This window comes from Streptomyces sp. NPDC051214 (assembly GCF_040682375.1).
In the GTDB taxonomy this organism is placed as follows: Bacteria; Actinomycetota; Actinomycetes; order Streptomycetales; family Streptomycetaceae; genus Streptomyces.
This window is the reverse complement of the sequence record NZ_JBFBAT010000012.1, coordinates 149,359-172,168: the sequence shown is the minus strand read 5'-3', so window position 1 is coordinate 172,168 and position 22,810 is coordinate 149,359. Positions and strand designations below refer to the sequence as shown.

General features: G+C 68.5%; 19 protein-coding genes and 1 pseudogene. 14 read left to right on the top strand and 6 right to left on the bottom strand.

Translation table 11 applies throughout. From position 1 onward, the window contains the following. The first annotated feature begins 17 nt into the window (after positions 1-17). From AB0M70_RS29835 to AB0M70_RS29805, 7 genes are all read left to right on the top strand, one after another. On the top strand, positions 18-1,709 hold the full coding sequence (locus AB0M70_RS29835; protein WP_365824621.1) for a CocE/NonD family hydrolase: 1,692 nt from the start codon (positions 18-20) through the stop codon (positions 1,707-1,709). Positions 1,710-1,781: 72 nt separating this feature from the next. Then, on the top strand, positions 1,782-3,437 hold the full coding sequence (locus tag AB0M70_RS29830) for an ABC transporter substrate-binding protein (RefSeq protein WP_365824619.1): 1,656 nt from the start codon (positions 1,782-1,784) through the stop codon (positions 3,435-3,437). Beyond that, positions 3,434-4,384 carry an ABC transporter permease gene (locus AB0M70_RS29825; RefSeq protein ID WP_365824617.1) on the top strand — a complete coding sequence of 317 codons (951 nt, stop codon included), beginning with the start codon at positions 3,434-3,436 and terminating at the stop codon, positions 4,382-4,384. Before AB0M70_RS29830 ends, AB0M70_RS29825 begins: the two co-directional genes overlap by 4 nt. Further along, positions 4,381-5,256: an ABC transporter permease gene (locus AB0M70_RS29820; RefSeq protein ID WP_365824615.1), complete on the top strand. Its 876-nt coding sequence runs from the start codon at positions 4,381-4,383 to the stop codon at positions 5,254-5,256. Before AB0M70_RS29825 ends, AB0M70_RS29820 begins: the two co-directional genes overlap by 4 nt. Continuing rightward, on the top strand, positions 5,253-6,269 hold the full coding sequence (locus AB0M70_RS29815; protein ID WP_365824613.1) for an ABC transporter ATP-binding protein: 1,017 nt from the start codon (positions 5,253-5,255) through the stop codon (positions 6,267-6,269). The genes AB0M70_RS29820 and AB0M70_RS29815 overlap by 4 nt, the downstream gene beginning before the upstream one ends. Continuing rightward, complete coding sequence (locus AB0M70_RS29810) at positions 6,262-7,065, top strand: ATP-binding cassette domain-containing protein (protein WP_365824611.1); 804 nt, start codon at positions 6,262-6,264, stop codon at positions 7,063-7,065. The genes AB0M70_RS29815 and AB0M70_RS29810 overlap by 8 nt, the downstream gene beginning before the upstream one ends. 41 nt (positions 7,066-7,106) lie before the next feature. Further along, positions 7,107-7,568: a DUF3237 domain-containing protein gene (locus AB0M70_RS29805; protein WP_365824609.1), complete on the top strand. Its 462-nt coding sequence runs from the start codon at positions 7,107-7,109 to the stop codon at positions 7,566-7,568. 283 nt (positions 7,569-7,851) lie between these two features. On the opposite strand, the gene AB0M70_RS29800 is transcribed toward AB0M70_RS29805, so the two are convergent. From AB0M70_RS29800 to AB0M70_RS29790, 3 genes are all read right to left on the bottom strand, one after another. Continuing rightward, entirely contained in the window at positions 7,852-8,022 is a 171-nt protein-coding gene (locus AB0M70_RS29800) for a hypothetical protein (protein WP_365824607.1), read from the bottom strand. 546 nt (positions 8,023-8,568) lie between these two features. After that, positions 8,569-8,835, bottom strand: a complete 267-nt coding sequence (locus AB0M70_RS29795) for a hypothetical protein (RefSeq protein WP_365824605.1) — start codon at positions 8,833-8,835, stop codon at positions 8,569-8,571. A 319-nt stretch (positions 8,836-9,154) separates the two neighbouring features. Beyond that, entirely contained in the window at positions 9,155-9,553 is a 399-nt protein-coding gene (locus tag AB0M70_RS29790; RefSeq protein WP_365824603.1) for a hypothetical protein, read from the bottom strand. A 1,433-nt stretch (positions 9,554-10,986) separates the two neighbouring features. On the opposite strand from AB0M70_RS29790, the pseudogene AB0M70_RS29785 reads away from it, so the two are divergent. Further along, positions 10,987-11,166: pseudogene (locus AB0M70_RS29785) on the top strand (hypothetical protein); the annotation flags it as partial. Between the two features lie 157 nt (positions 11,167-11,323). Further along, a complete protein-coding gene (locus AB0M70_RS29780) occupies positions 11,324-12,121 on the top strand; it encodes a GNAT family N-acetyltransferase (RefSeq protein WP_365824601.1) in 798 nt (265 codons plus the stop codon). On the opposite strand, the gene AB0M70_RS29775 is transcribed toward AB0M70_RS29780, so the two are convergent. The 3 genes from AB0M70_RS29775 to AB0M70_RS29765 all read right to left on the bottom strand — a co-directional run bounded on the left by AB0M70_RS29775 (position 12,090) and on the right by AB0M70_RS29765 (position 16,360). Further along, positions 12,090-13,676 (bottom strand): NAD(P)/FAD-dependent oxidoreductase, encoded by a 1,587-nt coding sequence (locus AB0M70_RS29775; RefSeq protein ID WP_365824814.1) that lies wholly within the window; start codon positions 13,674-13,676, stop codon positions 12,090-12,092. The two genes, AB0M70_RS29780 and AB0M70_RS29775, sit on opposite strands and share 32 nt — an antisense overlap. A gap of 148 nt (positions 13,677-13,824) precedes the next feature. Beyond that, positions 13,825-15,150: a DUF3326 domain-containing protein gene (locus AB0M70_RS29770; protein WP_365824599.1), complete on the bottom strand. Its 1,326-nt coding sequence runs from the start codon at positions 15,148-15,150 to the stop codon at positions 13,825-13,827. After that, positions 15,131-16,360, bottom strand: coding sequence for a hypothetical protein (locus AB0M70_RS29765; RefSeq protein ID WP_365824597.1), 1,230 nt, complete (start codon positions 16,358-16,360; stop codon positions 15,131-15,133). The genes AB0M70_RS29770 and AB0M70_RS29765 overlap by 20 nt, the downstream gene beginning before the upstream one ends. Before the next feature lie 677 nt (positions 16,361-17,037). Between AB0M70_RS29765 and AB0M70_RS29760 the strand changes: the two genes are divergently transcribed. From AB0M70_RS29760 to AB0M70_RS29740, 5 genes are all read left to right on the top strand, one after another. Further along, entirely contained in the window at positions 17,038-17,505 is a 468-nt protein-coding gene (locus AB0M70_RS29760; protein WP_365824595.1) for a cobalamin B12-binding domain-containing protein, read from the top strand. After that, positions 17,502-18,773, top strand: coding sequence for a methylaspartate mutase (locus tag AB0M70_RS29755; RefSeq protein ID WP_365824593.1), 1,272 nt, complete (start codon positions 17,502-17,504; stop codon positions 18,771-18,773). Before AB0M70_RS29760 ends, AB0M70_RS29755 begins: the two co-directional genes overlap by 4 nt. A 54-nt stretch (positions 18,774-18,827) precedes the next feature. Continuing rightward, on the top strand, positions 18,828-19,856 hold the full coding sequence (locus tag AB0M70_RS29750; RefSeq protein WP_365824591.1) for an asparagine synthetase A: 1,029 nt from the start codon (positions 18,828-18,830) through the stop codon (positions 19,854-19,856). Continuing rightward, on the top strand, positions 19,853-21,154 hold the full coding sequence (locus AB0M70_RS29745) for a glutamate synthase-related protein (protein WP_365824589.1): 1,302 nt from the start codon (positions 19,853-19,855) through the stop codon (positions 21,152-21,154). The genes AB0M70_RS29750 and AB0M70_RS29745 overlap by 4 nt, the downstream gene beginning before the upstream one ends. Positions 21,155-21,292: 138 nt before the next feature. Beyond that, a complete protein-coding gene (locus tag AB0M70_RS29740; RefSeq protein WP_365824587.1) occupies positions 21,293-22,810 on the top strand; it encodes a PqqD family protein in 1,518 nt (505 codons plus the stop codon).

Here is a 22,810-nt window from a genome sequence, read left to right as displayed (position 1 = left end):
TTGGCTGGAGATGCCCCATGCCCTTCACCTTCGAACGGATCGGCGCGGCGCCGGTCGCCGCAGACGCCCTGCCGTGCGTGGCCCGGATGCGCGACGGCGTGCGGCTGGCCACCGACGTCTACCTCCCCGCGGCCCCCTCGGCCGCCACAGACACGGCCTACCCCTCGGTCCTGGTCCGCCTGCCCTACGACAAGAACAGCCGCTACGTGTACTTCGACCGCATAGCCCGCCTGTTCACCGCCCGCGGTTACGCGGTGGTGGTGCAGGACGTGCGGGGCAAGTTCCGCTCCGGCGGCCACACGCTTCCCTTCCTGCGGGAGTCCGAGGACGGCTACGACACCATCGACTGGATCGTTGACCAGCCGTGGTCGGACGGCCGCGTGGGCATGTTCGGGGACTCGTACTACGGGTTCACCCAGTGGGCGGCGGTCGCGGCGCAGCATCCCGCGCTGCGGGCGATCGTCCCGCGGATGACCGCAGCGGACTTCAACGCCATCTGGCAGCCCGCGGGCCGCTCCGCGCCCATCTGGCTGGAGGGCATCGAGTACTTCGCCCACCACTGGGTGGACAACGACTCCTACGAATACCGGGTCGATCGCACCAGACGGCCTGTCATAGAGCAGTACGAAGCGGTGTTCCAGGCCATCGGCAACCGCTCGCTGTGGTTCGACCTGCTGGCGCCACGGCACGCGGGCCTGTCGACCCAGTCGGGGTTGCACCCTTTCGACGCACGGCCCGTGCCCGTACTGCACTGCGTCGGATGGTTCGACAACATCGTCACCGCGCACATGCGGGACTACATGGAACTGGCCTCACGACCGGGCTGGGACGCCGTCCAATACCTGTGGGCCGGAGCGGTCGACCACGAGAACTACCGTCTGGCGCACGCACCGGTCTCCGCCCAGGACGATCACAACACCAATGAGGACGCCCTTGAGCGGATGCTGCCGCTCTACGCGAACCCGGCCATCGAGTTCTTCGACGTCTTCCTCAAGGGCGTACGCCCGGTCTCCTCCTTGTCGAAGGTGACGTGGGAGCTCGGCCACGCCGGCTGGCGAACCTCGCCCGTGTGGCCTCCGGTTGACAGCGTGCCGCGGACCTTCTGGCTCACCGAAGCAGCCCGCGCGACCGGACCGCTGCCGGGCGCCCATCTGGCCGACGAACCCGCCCGGGACGAACAGGCCGCCCAGTGGACCCACGACCCGGACTCCCCGGTGCCCTCGCTGGTCGAGGATTCGTTCGCCTATCTGCACGTCCACCCCGACCTCGCGCCCGTCGCCGCCCGCGATGACGTCCTGGCGTTCTCCGGGCCCGTCCTGTCGGAGTCCCTGGATCTGGCCGGGCCGATCGGCCTGGATGTGCATGTCACCGGAACCGCCCCGGAGTTCGAGGTGTTCGCCAAGGTCCTCGACCTCGGCCCGGACGGCCGGGCCCACATGATCTCCCGAGGGCAGGTCTCGGTCCGTGCGGACCGATCGTCGGACGAGATCCACCTCGACCTCGGGCATACCGGATACCGGCTGCGTCCGGGGCACCGGCTCGCGCTGATCGTGGCCGGCAGTGATCACCCGCTGTTCCTGCCGTCCACCGGAACCGGCGAGAACCCTTGGACCGCGGTCACCACCAAGCCCGGCACCCAGACCCTGCATACCGGCGGTGCCCGCCCCTCGCGCCTGACCGTCTGCGTCGTCCCGAACGACACCCCCTGAGTCACGGAATCCTTCCCCACCCCCAGTCCCCGTCCCAGTCCCAGCGACACGTCCTCCCCGAGGAGCTCCCTCATGCAGGCTCCCAGAACCACCGCCCCGGCAGCCGTCGCCCTGTGCCTCCTGTTGACAGCGACCGCCTGTTCATCGGAGTCCGGCGCCGGACCGACGCCCAGTGCCCCCAAACTCACCATGACCACGCCTGCCGCCACCGGCGCTCTGGCCGACGTCACCTGGAATCTGCCCATGGGCGAACCCACGACGCTGGACTCCGCCCGGGTCGCCGACTACTCGCCCAGCACCGTCAAGGCCAACCTCTGCGATTCTCTGCTGCGGCTGAAGCCCGACTACTCCCTCGCCCCCGGCCTCGCCGCTTCCTGGAGCCAACCGGACACCACCACTCTGGTCCTCAACCTCCGTAAGAACGTCACGTTCTGGAACGGCCACCCGCTGACCGCGCACGACGTGGTCGCCAGCCTGCGCAGGCAGGGCGACCCCGCGACGCGAAGCGTCAACGCCAGCCTCCTCACCCATGTGAAGACGATCACCGCGACCGGAGCTCACCAAGTGACGGTCCGTTTCAAGACTCCCGACGAGATGTTCCTGAAGGCGCTCGCGACCAGCTTCGGCACCGTGAACGAGGCCGCCTACATGAAGAAGGCCGGACGCTCCTACGGAAGCGCCAAGGGCGGCCTGATGTGCACCGGCCCGTTCGAGCTGACCGCGTGGAAGCCCGGCGAGTCCATCACCGCCACCCGCAACGCGAACTACTGGGACACCTCACTGAAGCCCAAGGTCAAGAAGCTGACCTTCAAGTTCATCACCGACGGCTCCACCCTCACCAGCGCGCTGCTGTCCGGCCAGATCGACGGCAGCTACGAGATCAGCTCGGCCGGCGCCCGTGCCCTGACCTCCTCCGACGTCGGCACCGTCTACTACGGCCCGTCGGCCCAGACCAACTTCATCGCCGCGATCGGGGCCGAGTCGCCGCTCGCGGACCAAAAGATCGCAGATGCCCTGTCGCTGGTCCTGGACCGGGACGCACTGATCAAGAACGTCTACAACGGTGCGGCGCAGAAACTCAAGACCTTCACGCCCTCGCTGGTGTGGCGGCACGGCGAGGCCGCCGACGTCTTCGCCAAGGGCCACGACGCCCTGCCCGCCATCCCCGCCACCGACGTGGACCGGGCCAAGAAGCTGGTGGGCCAGGCGAGTTCCCCGCGGCGCACCCTGACCGTCGCGGTGGCCGCGGGAGACCAGCAGTCCCAGCAGACGCTCACCTTCCTGCAGGCCGGGGCCAAGAAGATCGGCATCAAGGTCGTCATCAAGCAGCTGCAGCCGACGCAGATGTCAGGGCTCTTCTTCGACCCCAATCTGCGCAAGGGCCTGGACGCGACCATGGTCCTCGGCTACGTCGAGATACCCGACCCGATTTCCTACGCGCAGCTCCTGACCGCTCCCAAGTCCCCGTTCAACTGGACCAACTACCGCAACCCCAAGGTCACGTCACTGCTGGGTCAGGCCCAGGCCACCCTGCAACCCGCGAAGTCGGCGGCCTTGTTCACCCAAGCCCAGGCGCTGTACAGCAAGAACCTCCCTGTGGTGCCTCTCGCCTCTCCGCACGAGCGGATGTTCCTGAACAAGCGCCTCAGCGGCGCCCCCGCGTCCTTCGCCTACATCAACATGCCGTGGGCGGCCTACCTCGGCGGCACCGGCAAGGGCACCTCGTGATCGCCCGCTTCATCGCCCGTCGAGCGGCGACGCTGACGGTGACCCTGCTGATCGCGAGTGTCGTCATCTACGGAGCGCTGTTCCTCTCCCCCGGAGACCCGGCGACGCTCTTGGCCGGCGGAGGCAAGGAGCCAAGCCCGGGGCTGCTGGCCGAGATACACCGCCAGTACCACCTGGACGATCCCTTCCTGGAGAGCTACTGGCGCTGGCTGACCGGCATGCTGCACGGCGACGCCGGACAGTCCCTCAGCTACCAGGACTCCGTCACCAACCTGTTGGCGGCCAGGGTCGGCAACACGCTCTTCCTCATCGCCTACGCCGCCCTCCTCATCGTCACCCTCGGTGTCACCCTGGGCGCTGTGGCCGCCCTGCGCGGCAGGTGGGTCGACACGGTCGTCACCATGGTGTCCACCACCCTCATGGCGGTCCCCGTCTTCGTCATGTCCGTGCTGTTGACCTGGGGCCTGGCCGTACGCCTCGACTGGTTCCCGGCCTATGGGACCGGCTCCGGATTCCCCGACCGCCTCGAGCACCTCACCCTGCCCGCCCTCGCGCTCGCCGCCTCCTGGCTGGCCTACGTGGCGCAGGTGTCCCGCTCGGCGATCCGCGCCGAACTGGCCTCCGAACACGTCCAGACCGCCCGCGGCCGCGGCATCGCGGAACGCTTCGTCGTCCGCAAGCACATTCTGCGCAACGCTGCCGCACCGATCGCGTCGGTGTCCGGCGTGGCCGTCGCGGGCCTCATCGCGGGCTCCTCCATCGTCGAACAGGCCTTTGGGATCAACGGCGTCGGCGCACTGCTGATCCAGAGCGCCGCCAAACAGGATCTGGCCGTGGTGCAGGCCCTGGCCCTGCTGACGGTGGTGGCGTTCGCCCTCATCAACACCGCGGTGGACCTGCTCACCGCCGCCCTCGACCACCGCGTATCGCTGGAAGGAAGCCAGTGAGTACCTACCAGTTGGCCGCCTCGGCCGACGGGCGGCTCCCGCTCGGCCGCCTCCGCGCCCTCGCCCGCGGCCACGGGGTGCTGATCACCGCCGGGGCCGTCGTCACGCTCTTCGTCCTGGCCGCCGTGCTCGCCCCGGTCATCGCACCGTACGACCCCAACGCGGTGGACCCGCTGGCCGTCTCCCAGGGCAGTTCGTCGGCGCACTGGCTCGGCACCGACGACACCGGACGCGACATCCTGTCCCGTCTGCTCTACGGGGCGCGGCCCAGCCTGCTCGCGCCCGCCCTCGTCACAGTGATCGCGGGCCTGGTCGGCACCGCGCTCGCGGTGTCCGCCGCCTGGCTCGGCGGCTGGTACGACCGGGTCGTCTCCGGCTTCCTCGACCTCGTCTTCGGCTTCCCCGGCCTCGTCCTTGCCGTGGTCGGGGCGGCGGTCTTCGGGGCCGGCCTGGGCATCGCCGTCGCCACGCTCTCCATCGCCTACCTGCCCTACATCGCCCGCGTCGTGCGCGGTGCCGCCCTGCGCGAGCGCTCACTGCCCTACGTCTCCGCGCTCGGCATGCTCGGCGTGCCCGGCCATCGCATCTGCCTGCGCCACCTCCTGCCCAACCTGCTGCCCTTGATCCTCGTACAGGCGACCACCTCATTCGGCTACACGATGCTCGACGTGGCGGCGTTCTCCTTCATCGGGCTCGGCACCCAACTGCCCACTGCCGAATGGGGGCTGATGGTGGCGGGCGGGGCTCCCGGCATCATCAGCGGCCAGCCCGAACAGTCGCTCTATGCCGGCCTTGTCATCGTCGTCTTCGTCATCGCCTGCAATCTGCTCGGCAGTGGTCTGTCCCACCGACTGCTCGGGGAGGACCGATGAACCCCACCACCACGCCCCTGCTGCAGCTCGACCGCCTGCGCGTCACGCTGCGCACGAGAGGCGAACAACGCACCGTCATCCACCGCGTGGACCTGACCGTCTGGGCCGGCAGCGCCGTGGGTCTGGTCGGCGAATCCGGGTCCGGCAAGTCCCTCACCGCACGCTCGGTCCTTGGCCTGCTCCCTCCCGGCGCCCACGTCGAGGGGGACGTCCGCTTCGACGGGGCCTCGGTCACCGCCATGGACCCGACCGCACTGCGCACCCTGCGCAGCCGTGACGTCGCGATGATCTACCAGGACCCCCGGGCGCACATCAATCCCCTGCGCACCATCGGCGACTTCCTCACCGAAGGCCTGGTGACCACCCGCGCGGAGCGCCGCACGAGCGCCGAGGCCAAGGCCGAGGAGCTGCTGCGCGAGGTGGGGATCGCCGACGCGCCGCGGCGGCTGCGCCAACGCCCGGCCGAACTCTCCGGCGGACTGCTGCAACGCGTGATGATCGCGGCGGCTCTTCTCGGGGAGCCCCGGCTCCTGCTCGCGGATGAGCCCACCACCGCCCTGGATGTCACCACCCAGGCGGAGGTCATGGCCATCATCGACGAGGCCCGTGTGCAGCGGGGACTCGCCTTGCTCTTCATCACCCACGACCTCGCCCTGGCATCGGCCGTCTGCGACAGCATGGCCGTCATGTACGCCGGATCGATGGTCGAACACCTCCCGGCTGCACGGCTGTACGACAACTCCTGCCACCCCTACACCCGCGCCCTGTTGGCCTCACGCCCCGCACCCGGAGCCGGTGCGCAGCCGTTGCGCGCCATCGACGGGCGGCCTCTATCAGCGTTCGAGACGGGACCGGGCTGCGCCTTCGCGCCCCGATGTCCGGCGGCCCAGGACATCTGCGTGACCGAACGACCACCGCTGGATCCGGTTGGCGAGGGCCGCGCTGCCTGCCACTTCCCTCACCTTTCCCCCACCGGGACGAACGGCACCGACAGGAGCGCACGCCATGCCTGACACCGCCCCGCCACCCGCCCTCGAAGCAAGCGGCCTGCGCAAGGCCTTCGGTGACTTCGTCGCGGTCGACGACGTCAGCCTGACCCTCGCCCCGGGCGCCTCACTCGCCGTGGTCGGTGAGTCGGGCTCGGGCAAAACCACCGCCGCCCGCATGATCGCCGGGCTCGAAGTGCCCACCGCCGGGACGATCAGGTGGAACGGCCAGGGTCTGCCGCGCCGGCGGGTACGCGCCGCCGAGCGCGGCCGCCGCGCCCGGGACGTGCAGATGGTCTTCCAGGACCCGTACGCCTCCCTGGACCGGCATCAGCGCGTCGACGACTGCATCCGCGAGGTCCTCGCGCTCCACACCGATCTACGGGGCAGCGAGCTCACCCGGCGCACGGCCGAGCTGCTCGACCAGGTAGGGCTCGGCTCACGGCAAGCCCGCTCCCTGCCCCGCGCCCTGTCCGGGGGGCAGCGCCAACGCGTCGCCATCGCCCGCGCGGTGGCCGTCCAACCCCGCCTCCTGGTGCTCGACGAAGCGGTGGCCGCCCTGGACGTCTCCGTACAGGCGCAGATCATCACGCTGCTTCAAGACCTGCGCGAACAGTCCGACATCTCCTACCTGTTCATCACGCACGACCTCGGCATCGTGCAGCACATCTGCGAGGACATCGCGGTCATGCACCGCGGCCGGATCGTCGAACAGGGGCCCACCCTCTCCGTCCTCGAACAGCCCCACGATCCGTACACCCGCACCCTGATCGACTCAGTCCCCCGGCAAGGCTGGAAACCACGGCGCCGTGCCACCGCCTGAGCCCCGTCTGTACGCCTCCCTCTAGACAACGGAGTTCCCCCATGTCCTTCACCCCTGCCCTGACCTACGCGTTCGAAATTCTCGCCCACCTGGACGAGTCCCTGCACATCGGCCACGGCGACGGCGAGGTCACCGAGTTCACCCCCATCGTCGGAGGCACCGTGACGGGCCCGCTACTGCGCGGCAAGGTCCTTGCAGGCGGAGGCGACTGGAGCAGCACCCGTGGCGAGATCTGCCAACTCGACGCGCGCTATCTGATCCAGGCCGAGGACGGCGCGGTGATCGACATCGTCAACCGCGGCTACTACCGCCCCGCCGCCGACAGCCCCGACCAGTACGACGGACGCCTGCAGGTCTCCCACGCCGGTCACTATTACCGAACCTCCCCGGTCTTCCGCACGGACGCCCCCGCCCACCGCTGGCTCGCCGAGACGGTCTTTGTGGGCCTCGCCCGGCCCGAGGGACAGGACACGGTGGCGATCCGCATGTACGCGCTCCACTAGAGGGGGACGGCCCACCGTCGCACGCACCGCATCCGGCTGGCCTTCCTCGGCGCGGTGGCCGTGCCGGGGACGGGACAGCAGGCCCGTCTCAGATGGGAATGCGGGAGCGCCGCGGCCCTGTGATGGGGGGCGTCGTAGACCAGGGAGCCCATCACCGCATGCTGATGGCGGGCCACAGCGGCTCCAATCGCGCCGTGACCAGTGATATCCGGATCGCCAGGGGACGCGGGTCTGAGCGGCCTCCAGGAGTCAGCGCTCGTCGATGAGGAGGACGAGGAACACGTCAGGCCGCTTGGCTGGGGGAGCCCGAGCCGCATTCTTCGACGAAGGCCGCCCCGTGCTCGTCGGCGAAGGCCTCGGCGGCCCCGGTGAAGCGGGGCCGGGCCAGGTCGGCGGTCAGCAGCTGCTGGGCGTATTGGTAAAGCTGAAGTTGAGGTCGAGGTTGGAACGACACCGTCACTCGATGTGCCCTGCACCCTCCACCTGAAGGGCCGACACCCAGGGGCCACATGGCCGCCACCGGCAGCAGCACACGACGTCCTGTGCCGCACCAAACGGCGACCAGCCACCATTCCCCCGCCTCCGACCTGGAGGGTGAGGGGCTGCCGTCAACTGCCCACCAGCGGCGGACGAGGCCGGTAGGCGGCGGTTTTGCGGCGGGCGAGCCTGCCCGCGGCATGAGGGAGATCCGGTAGATCCGCGCGGTGGACTCCGCGATGCCTGTGGTGAGCTACCGCTCGACCGCCGCGGTGTGACGACGGTGGCGGCGCGGACAGAGGTATGGCTTCAACGCGCGGCAACCGCCGTGCGCCCCCGCTCCCGCCCTCTGCTTCAGCAGCCAGTTCGGCGGCTTCACGCGGCGTAGAGCCCGCACAGCCCGCCCTCAAGGGCGCTGCATCACGGCGTCGCAGTCGCCTCAGCGGCTACGTGGGCGCTTGTTCACCTTCTGTACCGGCACCTGGCTGGATGCGTGGGGTGTCTCGGGGGGGCGTTCGGGGCATCATCCAGCAGGTTCGATGCGAAGGACGGCGGAGGCGTCGAGCACCTCGGCAACCTTCAGCTTCATCGCGTCGTTGATGGTGGCGGCGGGACCCTCACCGCAATTGAAGTTGACGCCACCCCCACCCTGCGAGGACACGCCGCCGCCTCCGGAACAGCCAGAGACGCTGTAGCCCGATCCCGTCAGCGGCGCGGTCATCTCGACTTTGCCGCCGGTGATCGCCGCCACCTTGATGGGTCCGAGTCCGTATTTGGCCGGCACGGTCACGGTGTCTCCTACAGCAACCTTGATCTCACACGTGCCGTCGGCACAAGGGCCGGTAGGTGAGGCTGCTGGCCGGGACGGCTTCGCGGAGCTTGCTCCGGCGGTGGACTCACTGGGCCGCCGTGTCTCGTCGGAAGACTTGTCCGCAGAGGGCGAGGAACACGACGTGAGAGCACCGAGCATGAGCGCGCCGGCAACGGCTAGCAGCCGGGGATGGAATGTGCGCGTAACGGGCATTGAAGCCTCTCGAGCGATGGGTGCCGATGACCTGGGCTCTGGTTACCGCGGACGATACGGTTCCGGAAAGCGTGAGTGGCTGACCTCAAGTCCTGTCTGCGATGCCGGGTGCCTCATCGTCGAGGTTCTCCAGGTCATCGAGATCGAGGTCGTCCAGGCCGTCCGGGTAGAGGTCTGGGTTGAACCATGCACGGGCCGAGCTGGGCACGGCGAGCAGCAACAGGCCGGGCAGTACGCCGAAGAACAGAATTGCGACGACCCGGGATCCGCGGTTGCCCTGCCACAGCCCGAGGGCCGTGGCGCCCGGCAACAGGCCGACGAGGGCGACCAAGGTGATGGCCGGCTCGCCGCCGGCGATCGCGAACCCGATTCCGAGCGCGACGAAGGAGACGGCCAAGAGGCCGACATAAATGATCACGGCGAGGACCGGGGCCGGAGGGACTCGTTTTTCGCCGGGAGCGCCGGGTGCGTCTGAGGACGGCATGGAGAGCAATATGGGCATCACCCCACATCCCGGTCCAGGGCCTCTGGGTCTTCTTCACCCGATCTGCACCGCGCGGCACTCCCGCCGACCGGGGCGCGCAACATTCCCCACAGACGACCAGGACGGCTGGCGGCAGCAGTCAACACCAGCCGTCTCAGCGCTCACTTGGCAGCCATACCGCGCTCGAGAGGCAGCAACTCCTTGGCCTGGGGCTCGGCTGGTGCGGCATGAGCCTCTGGTTGCAGATGCTCGGCAAGGCGTCCCCCGCCGAACACCCACTGGTGATCCGTTCTCGCCGGCGAGAACGAATGAGCCTTGTGAGGCCGCCGCCCCGGGGTCTGGGGGACGTCTAGGTGCTGGCCATGGCGGCCGCCCACGGCCTCGGCCCGGAGTCCCGGCTACCCACGGTGGCACGCACAATTCCAGGGATTCGAGCCGAACTGGAGGGTGGGCAACAAATGAGGCGCTGGTCGCAGTGAGCGGTAAGGGCGATACTCGCTCCGCCCGAGGTGTTCGCTCGGATCTCCCCCCCCATCGCAGGACCCAGTTCCCGCAGCCCGGGTGAGGGATCCACAGGCGGTGCGGACCGAAGCAGGCCGACGAAACGGCATCGTGCGCCCAGCCGCAGCGCACCGGTCTTGCAAAGCCCCCACTGCGCGCTGGCAGATGGCGTCGCACGCGTGGTGGTTGGTGCGGGCCGTGATGCTGGCTGTTGCTGCGGTACCTGTGAGTGCCGCGGCGTGGGGGACGGCCATGGCCGCGGACTGACCTCCGATCGGCTGCGGTGCGCAGCGCGGGCGCCCCTGCGGGGCCGCGCTCCCTCGTGCGCCCCGCAAGGGCACCCCCCTTCCCGGGCGTTCGCAGGGCTGCGGGAGCCCAGCGAAGCGTTCAGGAAGGGCTCGTGGTGGCCAGCTGTACTGATGTTGTGCCCGCGCCCGGGTCGAAACAGAACCCTCCGCTTGCGCGGATTTCGCGCAGGGATCACAGCAGGCGCAGCGCGAGGTTCGTACTCAGCCGCCTCCGGGGGAATGCTGGGCTGAAGGGTGTTCTGCTGAGCGGATGCTGCGCGCGCCATATGGAGCGGGGTGCGGCAGTGAGCCGCCACCCGGCCAGACGCCTCGGTGAGCCCGGATGCCGACCAAGCCGAGGAAGGCCTGGCGCAGGAAAAACGCGCCGCGCCGCCCGCACAGGGCGCCTCCGGCTCTCCAGAGGTGAAGGAGACTTGGAGGCGGCTGTTCCGGCCGCGGCGCTCCCCCTCTTATTACCGGCGTCGAGGAGCAGTGGCGCGGCCGAGGCCATCGCGAGCAGGGTCATTACGCGGGCAGGTGTCCAAGGGCACATCCAGGCGCGGCTCGCGCACCACGGGGCCCGTCTCGGCCAATCCCTGTCACCACGCTTCGTGAACTGCTGCCCCCAACACGACTGCAGCGTGCGACACCCTCCACCGCTTCCTGACCCGCGACACACCCGCCACCACCCACGTCCGGATAGACATCTACCCGGACGGCGTCATCGCCCGCCTACGGCTGCAAGCTGCACGGCTGTTTGCTTCAACGGGAGCGGAAACACTGACCGTGCTGCAATTGAGAGACAGGCCTCACTCGGCATGCTGATGTGGAAAAGGGAGACGGGCGTGAACAGCATCGTGAAGTACGCAACAGCGGGTGGGGTGCATCGGTCGAGGGTCTGCCCCGCCCGACCTTCGTGTTCGCATCGACTGCTGAGTGAGGCACCTCAACGGTCGGGGGCGCTGTCATGAGTGGACTCCCGATGGGCGACAAAAACATCCTGATCGCTGCCGAGCGCAACAGCGCCGAACATGCCTGCTATCTACTCAAGAGTGTGCCGAAGGCATCGGTCACAAAGGCCGACGACGTGGTTATCGCTGACAGCGGGACTGACGACGCCACGCTGAATGTTGTAGCTGCAGCACGCTTCACCGCACGTTCCGTCACCTCCCGGACTGCGCGTCTCATCGGGGAGCTCACGGCCACGGGCAGGCCGTTCACCTGGTGGGTGGGCCCGGCTTCGCAACCGGCAGATCTCGGCTCCCACCTGGTGGCCGCCGGAATGAAGAGGGCGGCCACTGAGACGGGCATGAGCCGGGACCTGCGGGCCGCCCTGCCGCAGCCGTCCGCCGACGGCTTGGTCATTCGGCGCGTGCACAGTCGGGCGCAACTCGCCGCCCTGGCCGCTGTCATTGCTCCGCGGTCGGCATCCTCTGCAGCGTCAGCGCGCCGTGTGTTCGCCGCGGGCGCCGATATGGCTCTGTCTGACAACAGTCCCGTGCGGTATCTGGCCGGATACGCACAAGGCCGGTTGGTCTGCTGCGCCGAGGTCTTTTCCCATGCGGGCCTGGCGGGGCTGTACAACATCAACACCCTGCCCGCCTACCGGAGACGCGGGTTTGGACGGGCCATGACTCTCGCCGCTCTGCATGCTGCGCGGGACATGGGTTGTCGGATCGCCGCGTTGGAGGCGACCGCCGATGGTGCCCCCGTCTATCGGCGCCTGTCGTTCCAGCCGTTCGGGACCTTCACTGACTACGTCGCTGCCCCGTGTCGGTGAGCAGTGCCATGGCGGCGTTGTGGCCGGGGATGCCGCTGACCCCGCCGCCCCGCTCGGCCCCTGCCCCGCACAGCAGAACATTGGGGTGAGAGGTTTCCACCCCCCACCGGCCGCTGTCGGCGTCACTGTAGGGGAAGGCGAGGTCACGGTGGTAGATGTGGCCGGAGGGCAGCCCGAGTTCTGCTTCCAGGTCGGGCGGGGTCTTGGCCTCGATGCAGGGACGGCCTTCGGCATCCGTCGCCAGGCAGTCGGTGATCGGCTCGTCCAGGCAAGCGTTCAGCGGCGCCAGCACGGCGCGCAGTGACTCCCGGCGTGCCGTGTCCCCTGCGCCGGTGAAGAGCCGGGTTGGCATCTGCAGGGCGAACAGCGTGAGGGTGTGGTAGCCGCGTTCGGTCAGTTCCGGTCCGAAGATCGAGGGGTCGGTGAGCGTGTGGCAGTAGATCTCAGATGGTGGCGTGCCGGGCAGTTGGCCTGCTGCGGCTTCGCGGTAGGCGTCTTCGAGCTGGCTGTAGGACTCGGCGACGTGGAATGTGCCGACGAAGGCGTCCTTGGGGTCGATGGTGGTGTCTCGCAGGCGCGGCAGGCGCCGTAGCAGCATGTTGACCTTCACTTGCGAGCCTTCGGGGGCGGGCTGCTTCTGATTCGGTTTCTGGCCCAGGAGGCGGGTGAGGGTGGTGGGGGCGACGTTGGCCAGGACTGAACTGGCGGCCACCGTTCCCTCGTCCTCCCGCGACCGGTAGCGCACTTCCGCGTGCGTGCCGTCGGTTTCGATCTGCACGACTTCGTGGCCGGTGAGGATTTCGGCTCCGGCGGCCGCGGCGACGCTTGTCAGTTCGTCGGTGAGCGCGCCCATGCCACCGATGGGCACGTTCCAGTCTCCGGTGCAGTTTCCGATCACGTGGTGGAGGTAGGTGCGGTTCTGCAGGAGTGTTTCGTCGTGGGCGTGGGTGAAGGCTCCCATCAGTGCGTCCGTCAGGACCACTCCCCTTACCAGGTCATGGGAGAACGTTGCTTCGATCGTCTCGCCCAGAGGGCGTTCGAACAGCGCCTGCCAGGCCTCCTTGTCGTCGACGGCCTGTATCAGTTGTGCGCGGCTGGGCAGCGGGGCGGTGAAGGTGGGAAAGACACGCTCGGCCACGTGCTGCGTCATCCGGTAGAAGCGCTGCCAGGCGTCGAACTCACGGTCGGAGCCGGTGAGGGCACGAAAGGACTGGCGGGTGCGGGCCTCATCGTCCTCCACCAGAAGGCCGGTTGCCCGGCCCTTGATATGGGTCGGAGTGTAGGAGCCGATGCGGCGCCGCCGCGTGCGGAACGTCAGCCCGAGGTCGTCGACGATCTTTTTCGGCAGTAGTCCTACCAGGTAGGCGTAGCTGGACAGTCGCGCGTCCAGTCCGCTGAAGGGCTGCGCCGAGACGGCCGCACCGCCGGTGTGGTCCTGACGTTCCAGGACCAGGACGCTACGGCCGGCGCGGGCAAGGTAGGCGGCGGCGACCAGTCCGTTGTGGCCTCCGCCGGCGATGACCGTGTCGTAGGACAGTTGGGTGGGCCGCTGCACCTGGTCGACAGAACGGGTTGCTGGAGGGCGCGGGGAAGCGACGGAGGGTGAAGGCACGGGAGCTCCAAGCTGGCGGGTGGGAGATAGGGGCGGGGGCGGCCGCGGTGGAGCAGCGCCGGCGCAGGCAAGCTTGTTCCAGCGCACGGCGTCATCGGGGTGACAGGGGTGTGGGGGCGATGGGACGGCGGATGGCGTCGACGTTCAGGCGTTCGCGCAGGGCGGTCAGCGTCCCGGCTGCTTCGAGGTAGTTGTCGACTACGTAGATCTCGGTGTGATCGAGGTCTTGGGAGCCCAGGACGTCTTGGATGCACAGGGGGCTGAGGGTGGTGTTCTCGCGCACCAGGATGAGCGGGATGTGCTGGGCGAGGGCGGCGAATGCAGGGATGCCGCCGACGGCGCCGGCCGGCAGAACGAGCGCGCCGATGTCCTCGAGGTTGAGCCGGGTCTCGCCGGCCATCGTGGGGGTGGCGGCGAGGATGGGCTGCGGGGCTGCCCACAGCCCGCGTAGGACGGAGCAGAGGAAGCTGGTAGAGATGACTTCCGCCCCGTCGCGGGGGTCCACCACCCCGTCGGGCGGCACCAGGTCGGCGTGTGAGGTGAGCATGGGGGCGTGTGCGGCGGGCAGGCCGGTCATGGTGGTGACGGTGTGGGTGAGTACGGCTTCCACGCCGCCCCACGGGTTGGCCACGCGCTTGCCCGCGTAGTAGTCAGCGCGCAGCTGTGGGCTGACAGCGATCTCACTGGTGATGGCCAAAGCGTCGACCTGCTGCTCGGCTTCCCCGGCGATCTCCAAGATCCGGTCCATGCGCGCGATGTTGCCCAGGGCGCGGCCACAAGGACTGTAGAAAACCTCCGCCCGCAAGGGTTTCTCGGAGACCCACACCTGGTCGATGGTGAGTCCGCCTACGGTGCGGCAGGCGTGGACGGCGTTCAGGACGTTGTCGAGGAACGCGGGGGCGTGAGGCTTGTCGACGAGTACGCCCAGACGTCGTGTCTGAGCGGGGCGCAGATGGATCTGCCCGAGCAGGAAACGGCTGAGGAGGTTGCCCTCCAGGTACAGCACGTTCTCGCGGCCCCAGTACAGGTCGGAGGCCGTAACGGCGTTGGGATGGGTCAGCAGGTAGTCACACGTGCTGGCCAGAAGATTGGTGGCCGGGGTGGCATCGCCGGCAAAGCCTCCGATCTCGGCGCGGATTCCGGTAGGCACCACGTGGATCACGACGAAGCGCCCGGACCGCTCCGGACGGCGGGGCGTGAAGTCCCACAGCGAGCCCCATTTCTGGGCCGACGGGTCGACTCCGCGGATGCCGGTCACCTCAAAGGTGAGCCGGCCGTTGGCCTGATCGGTCAACGCCAGGCGCACGGGCACCGTCTGTGGCGTGCAGTGCGGGGCTATGAGGTCGGTGACCGCGGGCCAGGTCAGGGGCCCGTCTGGTTTCGGGACCTCGATGACATCATGCTCGATCGTCGGCATTGGTGCTCCAGAGCGTGCAGTAGTCGGTGAACTCGGGTGCCTGCACGAGCCGCAGGGCTCCCTCCTGGGTGATGCGGTAGACAGAGGGCAGCGGGATACCGGTGAACCGGGTGGCGCGTGCGTGTGCGTAGGCGCCCACGCGGTGGAAGAACAGCGGTTGCCCCCTCGTGAGGGGGCGGCGGAAGCAGTAGCGGCCGAAGATGTCACCCACATGAGGCGTGCAGCCCGCGAGTTCGTATGCATAGGTGCCGTCGGCGGCCACCTCGTTTCCCGGCGCGTACACCTCCGGGCGCCAGCCGTACTCCACCGTTTCCGGGGCCTGCCCGGTATGCGCGTCCAGCACCGCGATCTGTGAGTCTGCGGTGCGGAACACGTCGATGACGCGGGTCGCCAGGACAGCAGCTTCGCCGACGATTCCGGTTCCCGGTTCGGTGAAAATGCGTGGTACGCCGCAGGAGCGAAGCCTTTCCACCATGGTCAGAAAGTCCTCAGCACCCTTCATCGCTGCAGGCCGCAGCCACCCGCCGCCGACATTGACGTAGGAGAGGCGGGAGATGAGCGGCTCGGCCACCTGCACCAGCCACTCCACGCTGGCCGCGGCAGCGGCGTAGTCGGAAGACTCGCAGCCGATGTGGAAGTGCAAGCCCTGGATGGCCGGGCCGCGCGCCTTGGCCGCCCATTCCTCGAACGCCTCCGCGGGCACGCCGAGTTTCGCGCCGGGGCGGGCGGGGGCGTATCGCTCGTCCTTGGCCGCGGAGCGGCCCGTGTTCACACGCAGCCCGATCAAGGAGCTGCCGTCCCTGGTGTTGCGGTGGACCCATCTGAGCATGGGCAGGGAGTTGATGTTGATGCAGTAGGCCAGTCGGGCAACGGTCTTCCAGTTGCGGGCGCTGAGACCGGGGCTGGTGCAGTGCAGCGGCACCGATGGGCCGACCCACTGCCGGACCAGTCTCGCTTCGCCGGGCGAACTGACGTCGATTCCGGCGGCGCGGCGGGCACAGGCACGCACGACAAAATCGAAGGTGCAGGGCTTGGCGGAATACAGCAGCTCAACGCCGAGAGGGTCGAGAAACTCCCGGTATTCCGTGAGGCTGGCCTCCAACGCCGCATCGAGGTAGACGAGCGCAGGGGTGTCAACGCAACCGAGTTGCGGAATCAGATGTTCTTCAAGACACCGATTGATGTCCTTGACACGCTCGCTCTCGCTCACCCCGCCGCGGATCACCTCTGCACCGCCCTCGAGTGCCGAGCAAGACCCGGGCCCGTAGAACGTGGAGACGCAACGCCCACACCATGCCGTACCACTACGGCAGTTACCGGGCAGACGGATATCTGCATGATGCTGTACTCCTTCACTAAGAGACCAGGCAATCGCAGGGCTATCCATTGGCTCGCCGCGTACAACGCCGGTGCCACGCACGGCTGTGGGCACCACTCAGACAGTCAGGTCCCGGGGTGCAGCATGCGGGGGCGCCCCTGCTCAACGGCGGCGTTTGCCGCGGGCAGCGTATTGGCCTCCGTTGCGGCCGTCCGGCAGCATTCCGTCACAGAGTCGTCACCGACGCTCCGGGCGGAGGATGCCAATGGACCCGTTGAATTCCTCAACTCGGCAGCCCAGCCCAAGATTTCACAGGTTACCGTTTTCCGCTACACGAATTCCCTTCACCCCGAACGCGCGCGTCCGACGGAGCGAAGCGGGAGCAACACGCGCCCTGCCGATCGGCCTGCCAGTGCACCCAAGCTACGCGCCGAGGTTGTGAAATATCGACATCGTCTGATCCGGGATATCCTTCTCGAAGGCTGCCGCCGAAACTCCCCCTCATCAAATCGCGCCTGAATGCATATTCGGCGTATGCGCCAAGGAACTTCGAAGCGCGGAGGACACACATGGAGCTGCTGAGGCCCGAGTTGCGGGTTCTGGTCACAGGCACTGCATCTGATTCCCACACCTGGAACCTGGTGTACCTGCAACTGGCCCTGGAAGAGTGGGGGCATCAGGTCACCAACCTCGGTCCATGTGTACGGGCCGACCTACTCGCCGCCGTGTGCCGCAGCAGCGCGCCCGATCTGGTGGTGATCAGCAGCGTCAACGGCCATGGGTACCGCGATGGCCTGGCCCACGTCACCAGGATTCGCGCCGCGAACGGCCCATCGAAGAACGTGCCCATCGTCATCGGCGGCAAGCTCTGCCTCGGCGGGAGCCCCGACCCTCATTGGGCCGCCCAACTGCGCCAGGCAGGCTGCGCCCGAGTCTTCGACGACGGCGACGTGGACGCACTGCGGATCTTCGTGGCGGCATTGGCACATGAAGTCGGCGCCGCTGGCGAGCAATTCACCGCCAGGGAGGCGGCATGAATGCCAGACCCGGGTCGTTCGGCCGGTTCGTCGCAGACGCCGACGCAGCCGGGAACCTCGTCGTGCAGCCGCGCATGGGGTTTTGCGCTCCGCATCACATGCGCACCGGGCTGGCGCTGACCAAGGCTGCAGCCGCCACCACAGCGGGCACTCTCACCATTGACAGTTACACGCGCGTCGGCGACCTCGCCGCCGCTCGCACCGCGCTCGGCGAGGGCGCGCCCCTCAACGGCTACCCGATCGCTGCACATCCCGCGGCGTGCACCCGCGCGCTGCTCGACGGAGTCGTTGATGACACCTTCCCCGTTCAAGTACGGCACGGCTCATCCCACCCCGAGCCGATCATCCGCGCGCTCAGCGCGGCCGGCCTGGACGCCACCGAGGGCGGCCCCGTCTCCTACTGCCTGCCCTACGGCCGCACCCCGCTGGACGTGTCCGTGGACAACTGGTCGCGCGGCTGCGAACTGCTGGCGTCGCTCATGCCCGACGGCCGTATCGCCCACGTCGAGAGCTTCGGCGGCTGCATGCTCGGCCAAATGTGCCCGCCCGCGCTTCTCGTCGCCCTCAGCCTGCTGGAGGGTCTGTACTTCACCCAGCACGGCATCCGCAGCGTATCGCTCAGCTACGCACAGCAGACCGATACTGCCCAGGACGAGGAAGCTGTCCGGGCACTGCGGCGGCTGGCGGCGGAATTCCTTCCCCCCGACGTCGACTGGCATGTCGTGCTCTACACCTACATGGGCGTCTACCCAGCCAGCGAAGCGGGCGCCCGGGAGCTCCTGTCCGCCTCCGCCCGGCTCGCGGTACGGGCCGAGGCTCAGCGGCTGATCGTGAAGACGGCTGCCGAAGCGCACCGCATCCCCACCATTGAAGAGAACGTGCGTGCCCTGCAAACGGCTGCCCGTGCCGCGAGCACCGCACGGCCCGCGGCGATCGCCCCGGGCGGCAGCAAGGGCACAGGCGATGAGTACACACAGGCCCGCACCCTTATAGAGGCGACCCTTGAACTGAGCCCCGACACCGGGCGTGCGCTGCGCGCCGCGTTCGCCCGGGGGCACCTCGACGTCCCGTACTGCCTCCACCCCGACAACGCCGGCCGCTCCCGCAGCTTCATCGACAGCACAGGGCGCCTGCGCTGGTCCGCGACCGGTGCGATGCCGGTGCCGCCGGCCCCGACATCCGCGGGCCGTACCTCCGTGTCCGCGCGCGAACTGCTCGATGCGGTGCACTACGTGGCCCGACGGTACGACGCTGCTCCCGCCGACTGACCCGGCACCTCCCCACCCCCACCTTTCACGCCCCTGCGCACCCCTGGAGCACCAATGTCTTCCCCGCACACCGCCACGACGGAGCCCACCGCGCTGGACCGAGCCTGCGCCCACCCGCCGCCGCTCGGCGAACACCTGCGCTCCCCTCAGCTGCGGGCGGCCATGCTCGTCCAGCAGGAAGTTCTCAGCGCGGCACGGCAGTTCCTGCGCGATCAGGGCTTCACCGAGCTGCTGCCACCGATGGTGGGCCCGGTGACCGACCCGGGTGGGCGCGGCGCCAAGGCCGTGGACGTCGACTACTACGGACACCGCTACAAGCTGATGACCAGCGCCATCCTCTACAAGCAAGCCTCCCTGCGCGGCTTCGCCAAGCTCTTCTACATCGCCCCCAACCTGCGTGTCGAGCCACCGGAGACCACCACCACCGGCCGCCACCTGGTCGAGTTCCACCAGATCGACGTGGAGATCGCCGACGCGGACCGCGAGGAGGCCCAGGCGATCGCTTCGGGTCTACTGGGCCAAGCCGTCCATCACGTCGGACACGCTGTCCCCGACCTACTGCGTGAACTGGGCCGCGATGCCGCGGACTTCGCGCCCCTGCTGTCCGGTCCGTTCGAGAGATACACGCACGCCCAGGCCGTCGAGCTGCTGCGCGCCCGGGGCCACGCGCAGAACCCGGATGCCGAGATCGACTGGGAGGGCGAGCGCATGCTCTCGCTGAGCAGCGAGAAACCCTTCTTCGTCGATGACTACCCCAAGGGCTCGCGTGGCTTCTACGACCGGGAGGACCCCCACCGCCCCGGCGTCCTGCGCAACTTCGACCTGCTGGCCCACGGAGGCTACGGCGAACTCGCCAGCGGCAGCGAACGCGAAACGCACTACCCCACGCTCATCACCCGCATACGAGAGAGCGGCGAGAACCCGGCCAAGTACGCCTGGTATCTGGACTTGGCCCGCGAGGGCCTCCCACACAGCGCCGGGTTCGGTATGGGCCTGGAGCGCCTGGTGCGCTTCCTCACCGGCCTCGACACCCTCTGGCAGGTCAGCGCCTACCCGAAGCTGCCGGGGGTGGCGGCGCCATGACCACGCGAGGCCTGCGAGCCGCCGGGTTCCCCGAGGAGCAGGTGCGCGCCCGCGCCAGACGCGGCACCGCTGAGGTGTTCCCGCCGGCTGGTACCTACGGCCATGTCTTGTACGGGGCCGACGCCGAGGAGCATCCAGCAGCGCAGGATGCACTGGACCGGGCCCGGCTGGTGCCCCCGGTCTTCATGCCGCGACGGCTGGAGAAACTCATCGAACTGGGCCGTGAGCCTGTACACGACGACGTGGACCTCGCCACGCGCCCGGGCGGCTTCGCCTCCCCCCTGCCGCTGTTCCTCTCAGCGTTCGGGTCGACGAAAGCCGCCAGCGGCGACCTGGCTGTCGCCGCAGCGCAACAATCTGCGCGCCTGGGCATCCCCATGGTCATCGGCGAGAACATGGTTCCCGTCCACGGCTACCGCCAAGGCGACAGCCAGACAACCCCCGCGGCGCTGCTGCGCCGCATCGCCGCCTATGAGCAGCACCTATCGGACGAGGTGGGCGGTGTGATCGTCCAGCAGTCCACCGAGGACGCCGACGCGGAGGTCTTCAACCTCATCAACAGCGACCCGGCTGCGGACCGCCTGCTGAGTTCGGGACGGCTGGCCTTCGAACTCAAGGTGGGGCAGGGCGCCAAGCCGGGGCTGGGCGGCATGACGGTCACCGGAGCCGATGAATCGGCGCGTCTGGAGACACGATTCACGCTGCACGACGTGATGGACGACCCCACCATCCACCTACGCTGCGCGACCCCGGGCACTTACACCGAGGAGATCGTCCACCAGCAGCTGCGGTTCATGCGGTCCAACTTCCCCCGCGCCCGCATCTGGATCAAATTCCCGCCCGGCCGCGATGTGGCGCACGCTGCTGCCACCGCCTGGCGGGCGGGAGCCGATGCCGTCACTGTCGACGGAGCCGAGGGCGGCACCGGCTGGGCGCCTCGCGTCTTCCTCGATCAGGTCGGGCTCGACCTGGCGGAGTGCCTGCGCCGCATCGGGCCGCCCGCCGGCTGCCTGTTGGCCACCGGCCGTATGTGGGAAGGCGGACGCGCCGTACGCGCTCTTGCTCTGGGAGCCACAGCCGTCGGACTGGGCCGTGCCGCCCTGATCGCCGTCGACGAGGACCCCGAGCACGGCCTGGTCCGGCTCACCGAGGCGCTGGCTCTGGAGGCACAACTGCTGATCAGCGCGCTCGGGAAATACGATGCGGCCGCACTGGGGCCGGAGGACGTCTGGACTCCCGGACAGCACCTCGAGGAAGAGCCCGTGACGCGCGCCCGAGACGACGACACAACCGGCTGACGCGGCTTGCCCAGCCAGGCTCCAAGTGAGCAGCCAGATACAGCGTCCGGCCGGACAGCCTGTGGGGTGACACAGAAAGGTCAGCTGCACCAAGGCCAATGACCGTCAGGGGGCGGACCATCAGAACGGAGAAATCCGATGCCGGAATCAACCGTGCCCCACCCGTCACCGACAGATCTTGCGGCGCTGCGGTCTGCGGCTCTCGAGCAATTGCTGGGGTTCTTGACGCCCGTTGACCGCGATGCTGCCCGCCGGTCCGGGCAACAGCTGCACGAGCTCCTGACAGAGCGGGGCAAAGACCCGGGCGTGGTCCTCGTCGGCTTCGGTGGCGGAAAAGACAGCAGTTACACCGTGGCGTTCGTTCGAGCCATGCAGCTGCTCATCGCACAACGTCACGGCCGCCTGTTCCTGCTCAGGGCGGCGACGAACTGGCACGCGGGCATGCCCCGGGCAGTAATGCACAACATCGACCGAACTTATCGCGCGTTGGCCATGGACACCGATCCAGCCTGCCAGTTGCTGCTGATCGAAGGCTGTGCGGCACATACATTCCGAAGCGATGCTCCACGCTCCGAAGAGGTGACGGCCCGCAACCGGGCGGACATACTCATGACCGGGCACCGCACACATGCCGACGGGAGGCCCACCTTCTGCAACGCATGCAATCTGTCCGTGGCCAACTCCTTCGGAATCGCGGCCGCGCACGGGGCAGGCGCAGACGTCATCATCACCGGCGACTCCGCGCAGGAGCAGCGCGCGTACACGGCATGGATCAGTCGCCTGTCGCGACAGGTGCCCCGCAGCGAGCGGGCCCACCGGGCTGACGGATTTCCTCAGGTCCTCGGGGCGCTGGACGACGTGGCGCACTCCTACTTCCGCGACATACACGGAAAAGGGGCGCAGAGCAGGGACGCAGCGCACAGCGTGTGGTCCAACACGCCGCCGGGACTGCGGTTCTTCTCCATCTATGGAGAAACGGCCTACGACGCCGGCAGCCACTGGAATCTCCTGACGCAACACCTGGGCTTCGTATTCGACGAGTTGGCCTTCAACTTCACAGAATCCGACTGCGCCAATCCCGCCCTGATGGCCCACCTGAGGGGCCTGAAGTGCCAATATCTCTTCGGCCGCGACTACCGGGAGGGCTTGCGCGAGTACGTCGACTTCGCTTTGCGCCTGATGAGCCGCAAGGATTTCCCCCAACGCCTCATCGACCAGATGGCCAGACGCTACGCCGCGAAGGACGCACACGTACGTCTCCGGGAGCGGGTCAACGCCTTTGCGCAAGAGGCCTACGGGCTGAGCGAGCGTCAGCTGGTCTGCATGGTGCATTCCCCCTTCGCCGCCGAGGGCGCCGGGCTGCGCCGCTACCTCCAGGGCCAGGCACCGCACCTGGTGCGGCACGAGCAGTCGATGCGCACGATGTTGGCGCGCTGCGCCGGTGGCAGAAGCGAGGGCGAGCCGGACGGCACGCTCGCTTCCGAACTCGAGAGCCTCAGCGGGCTTCAACTGCACCAGTTGCAGGTCCTGTACGCCGGCGACCTGCAACCAGCGCTCGTGCAGGACATCTTGCGGGGGGACCCCCACAAAGAACGCATCCGCACCCGGCACTCCCCCGAAGGGCCGGGCATCACAGAAACCCTTTCCGGGCGGTGA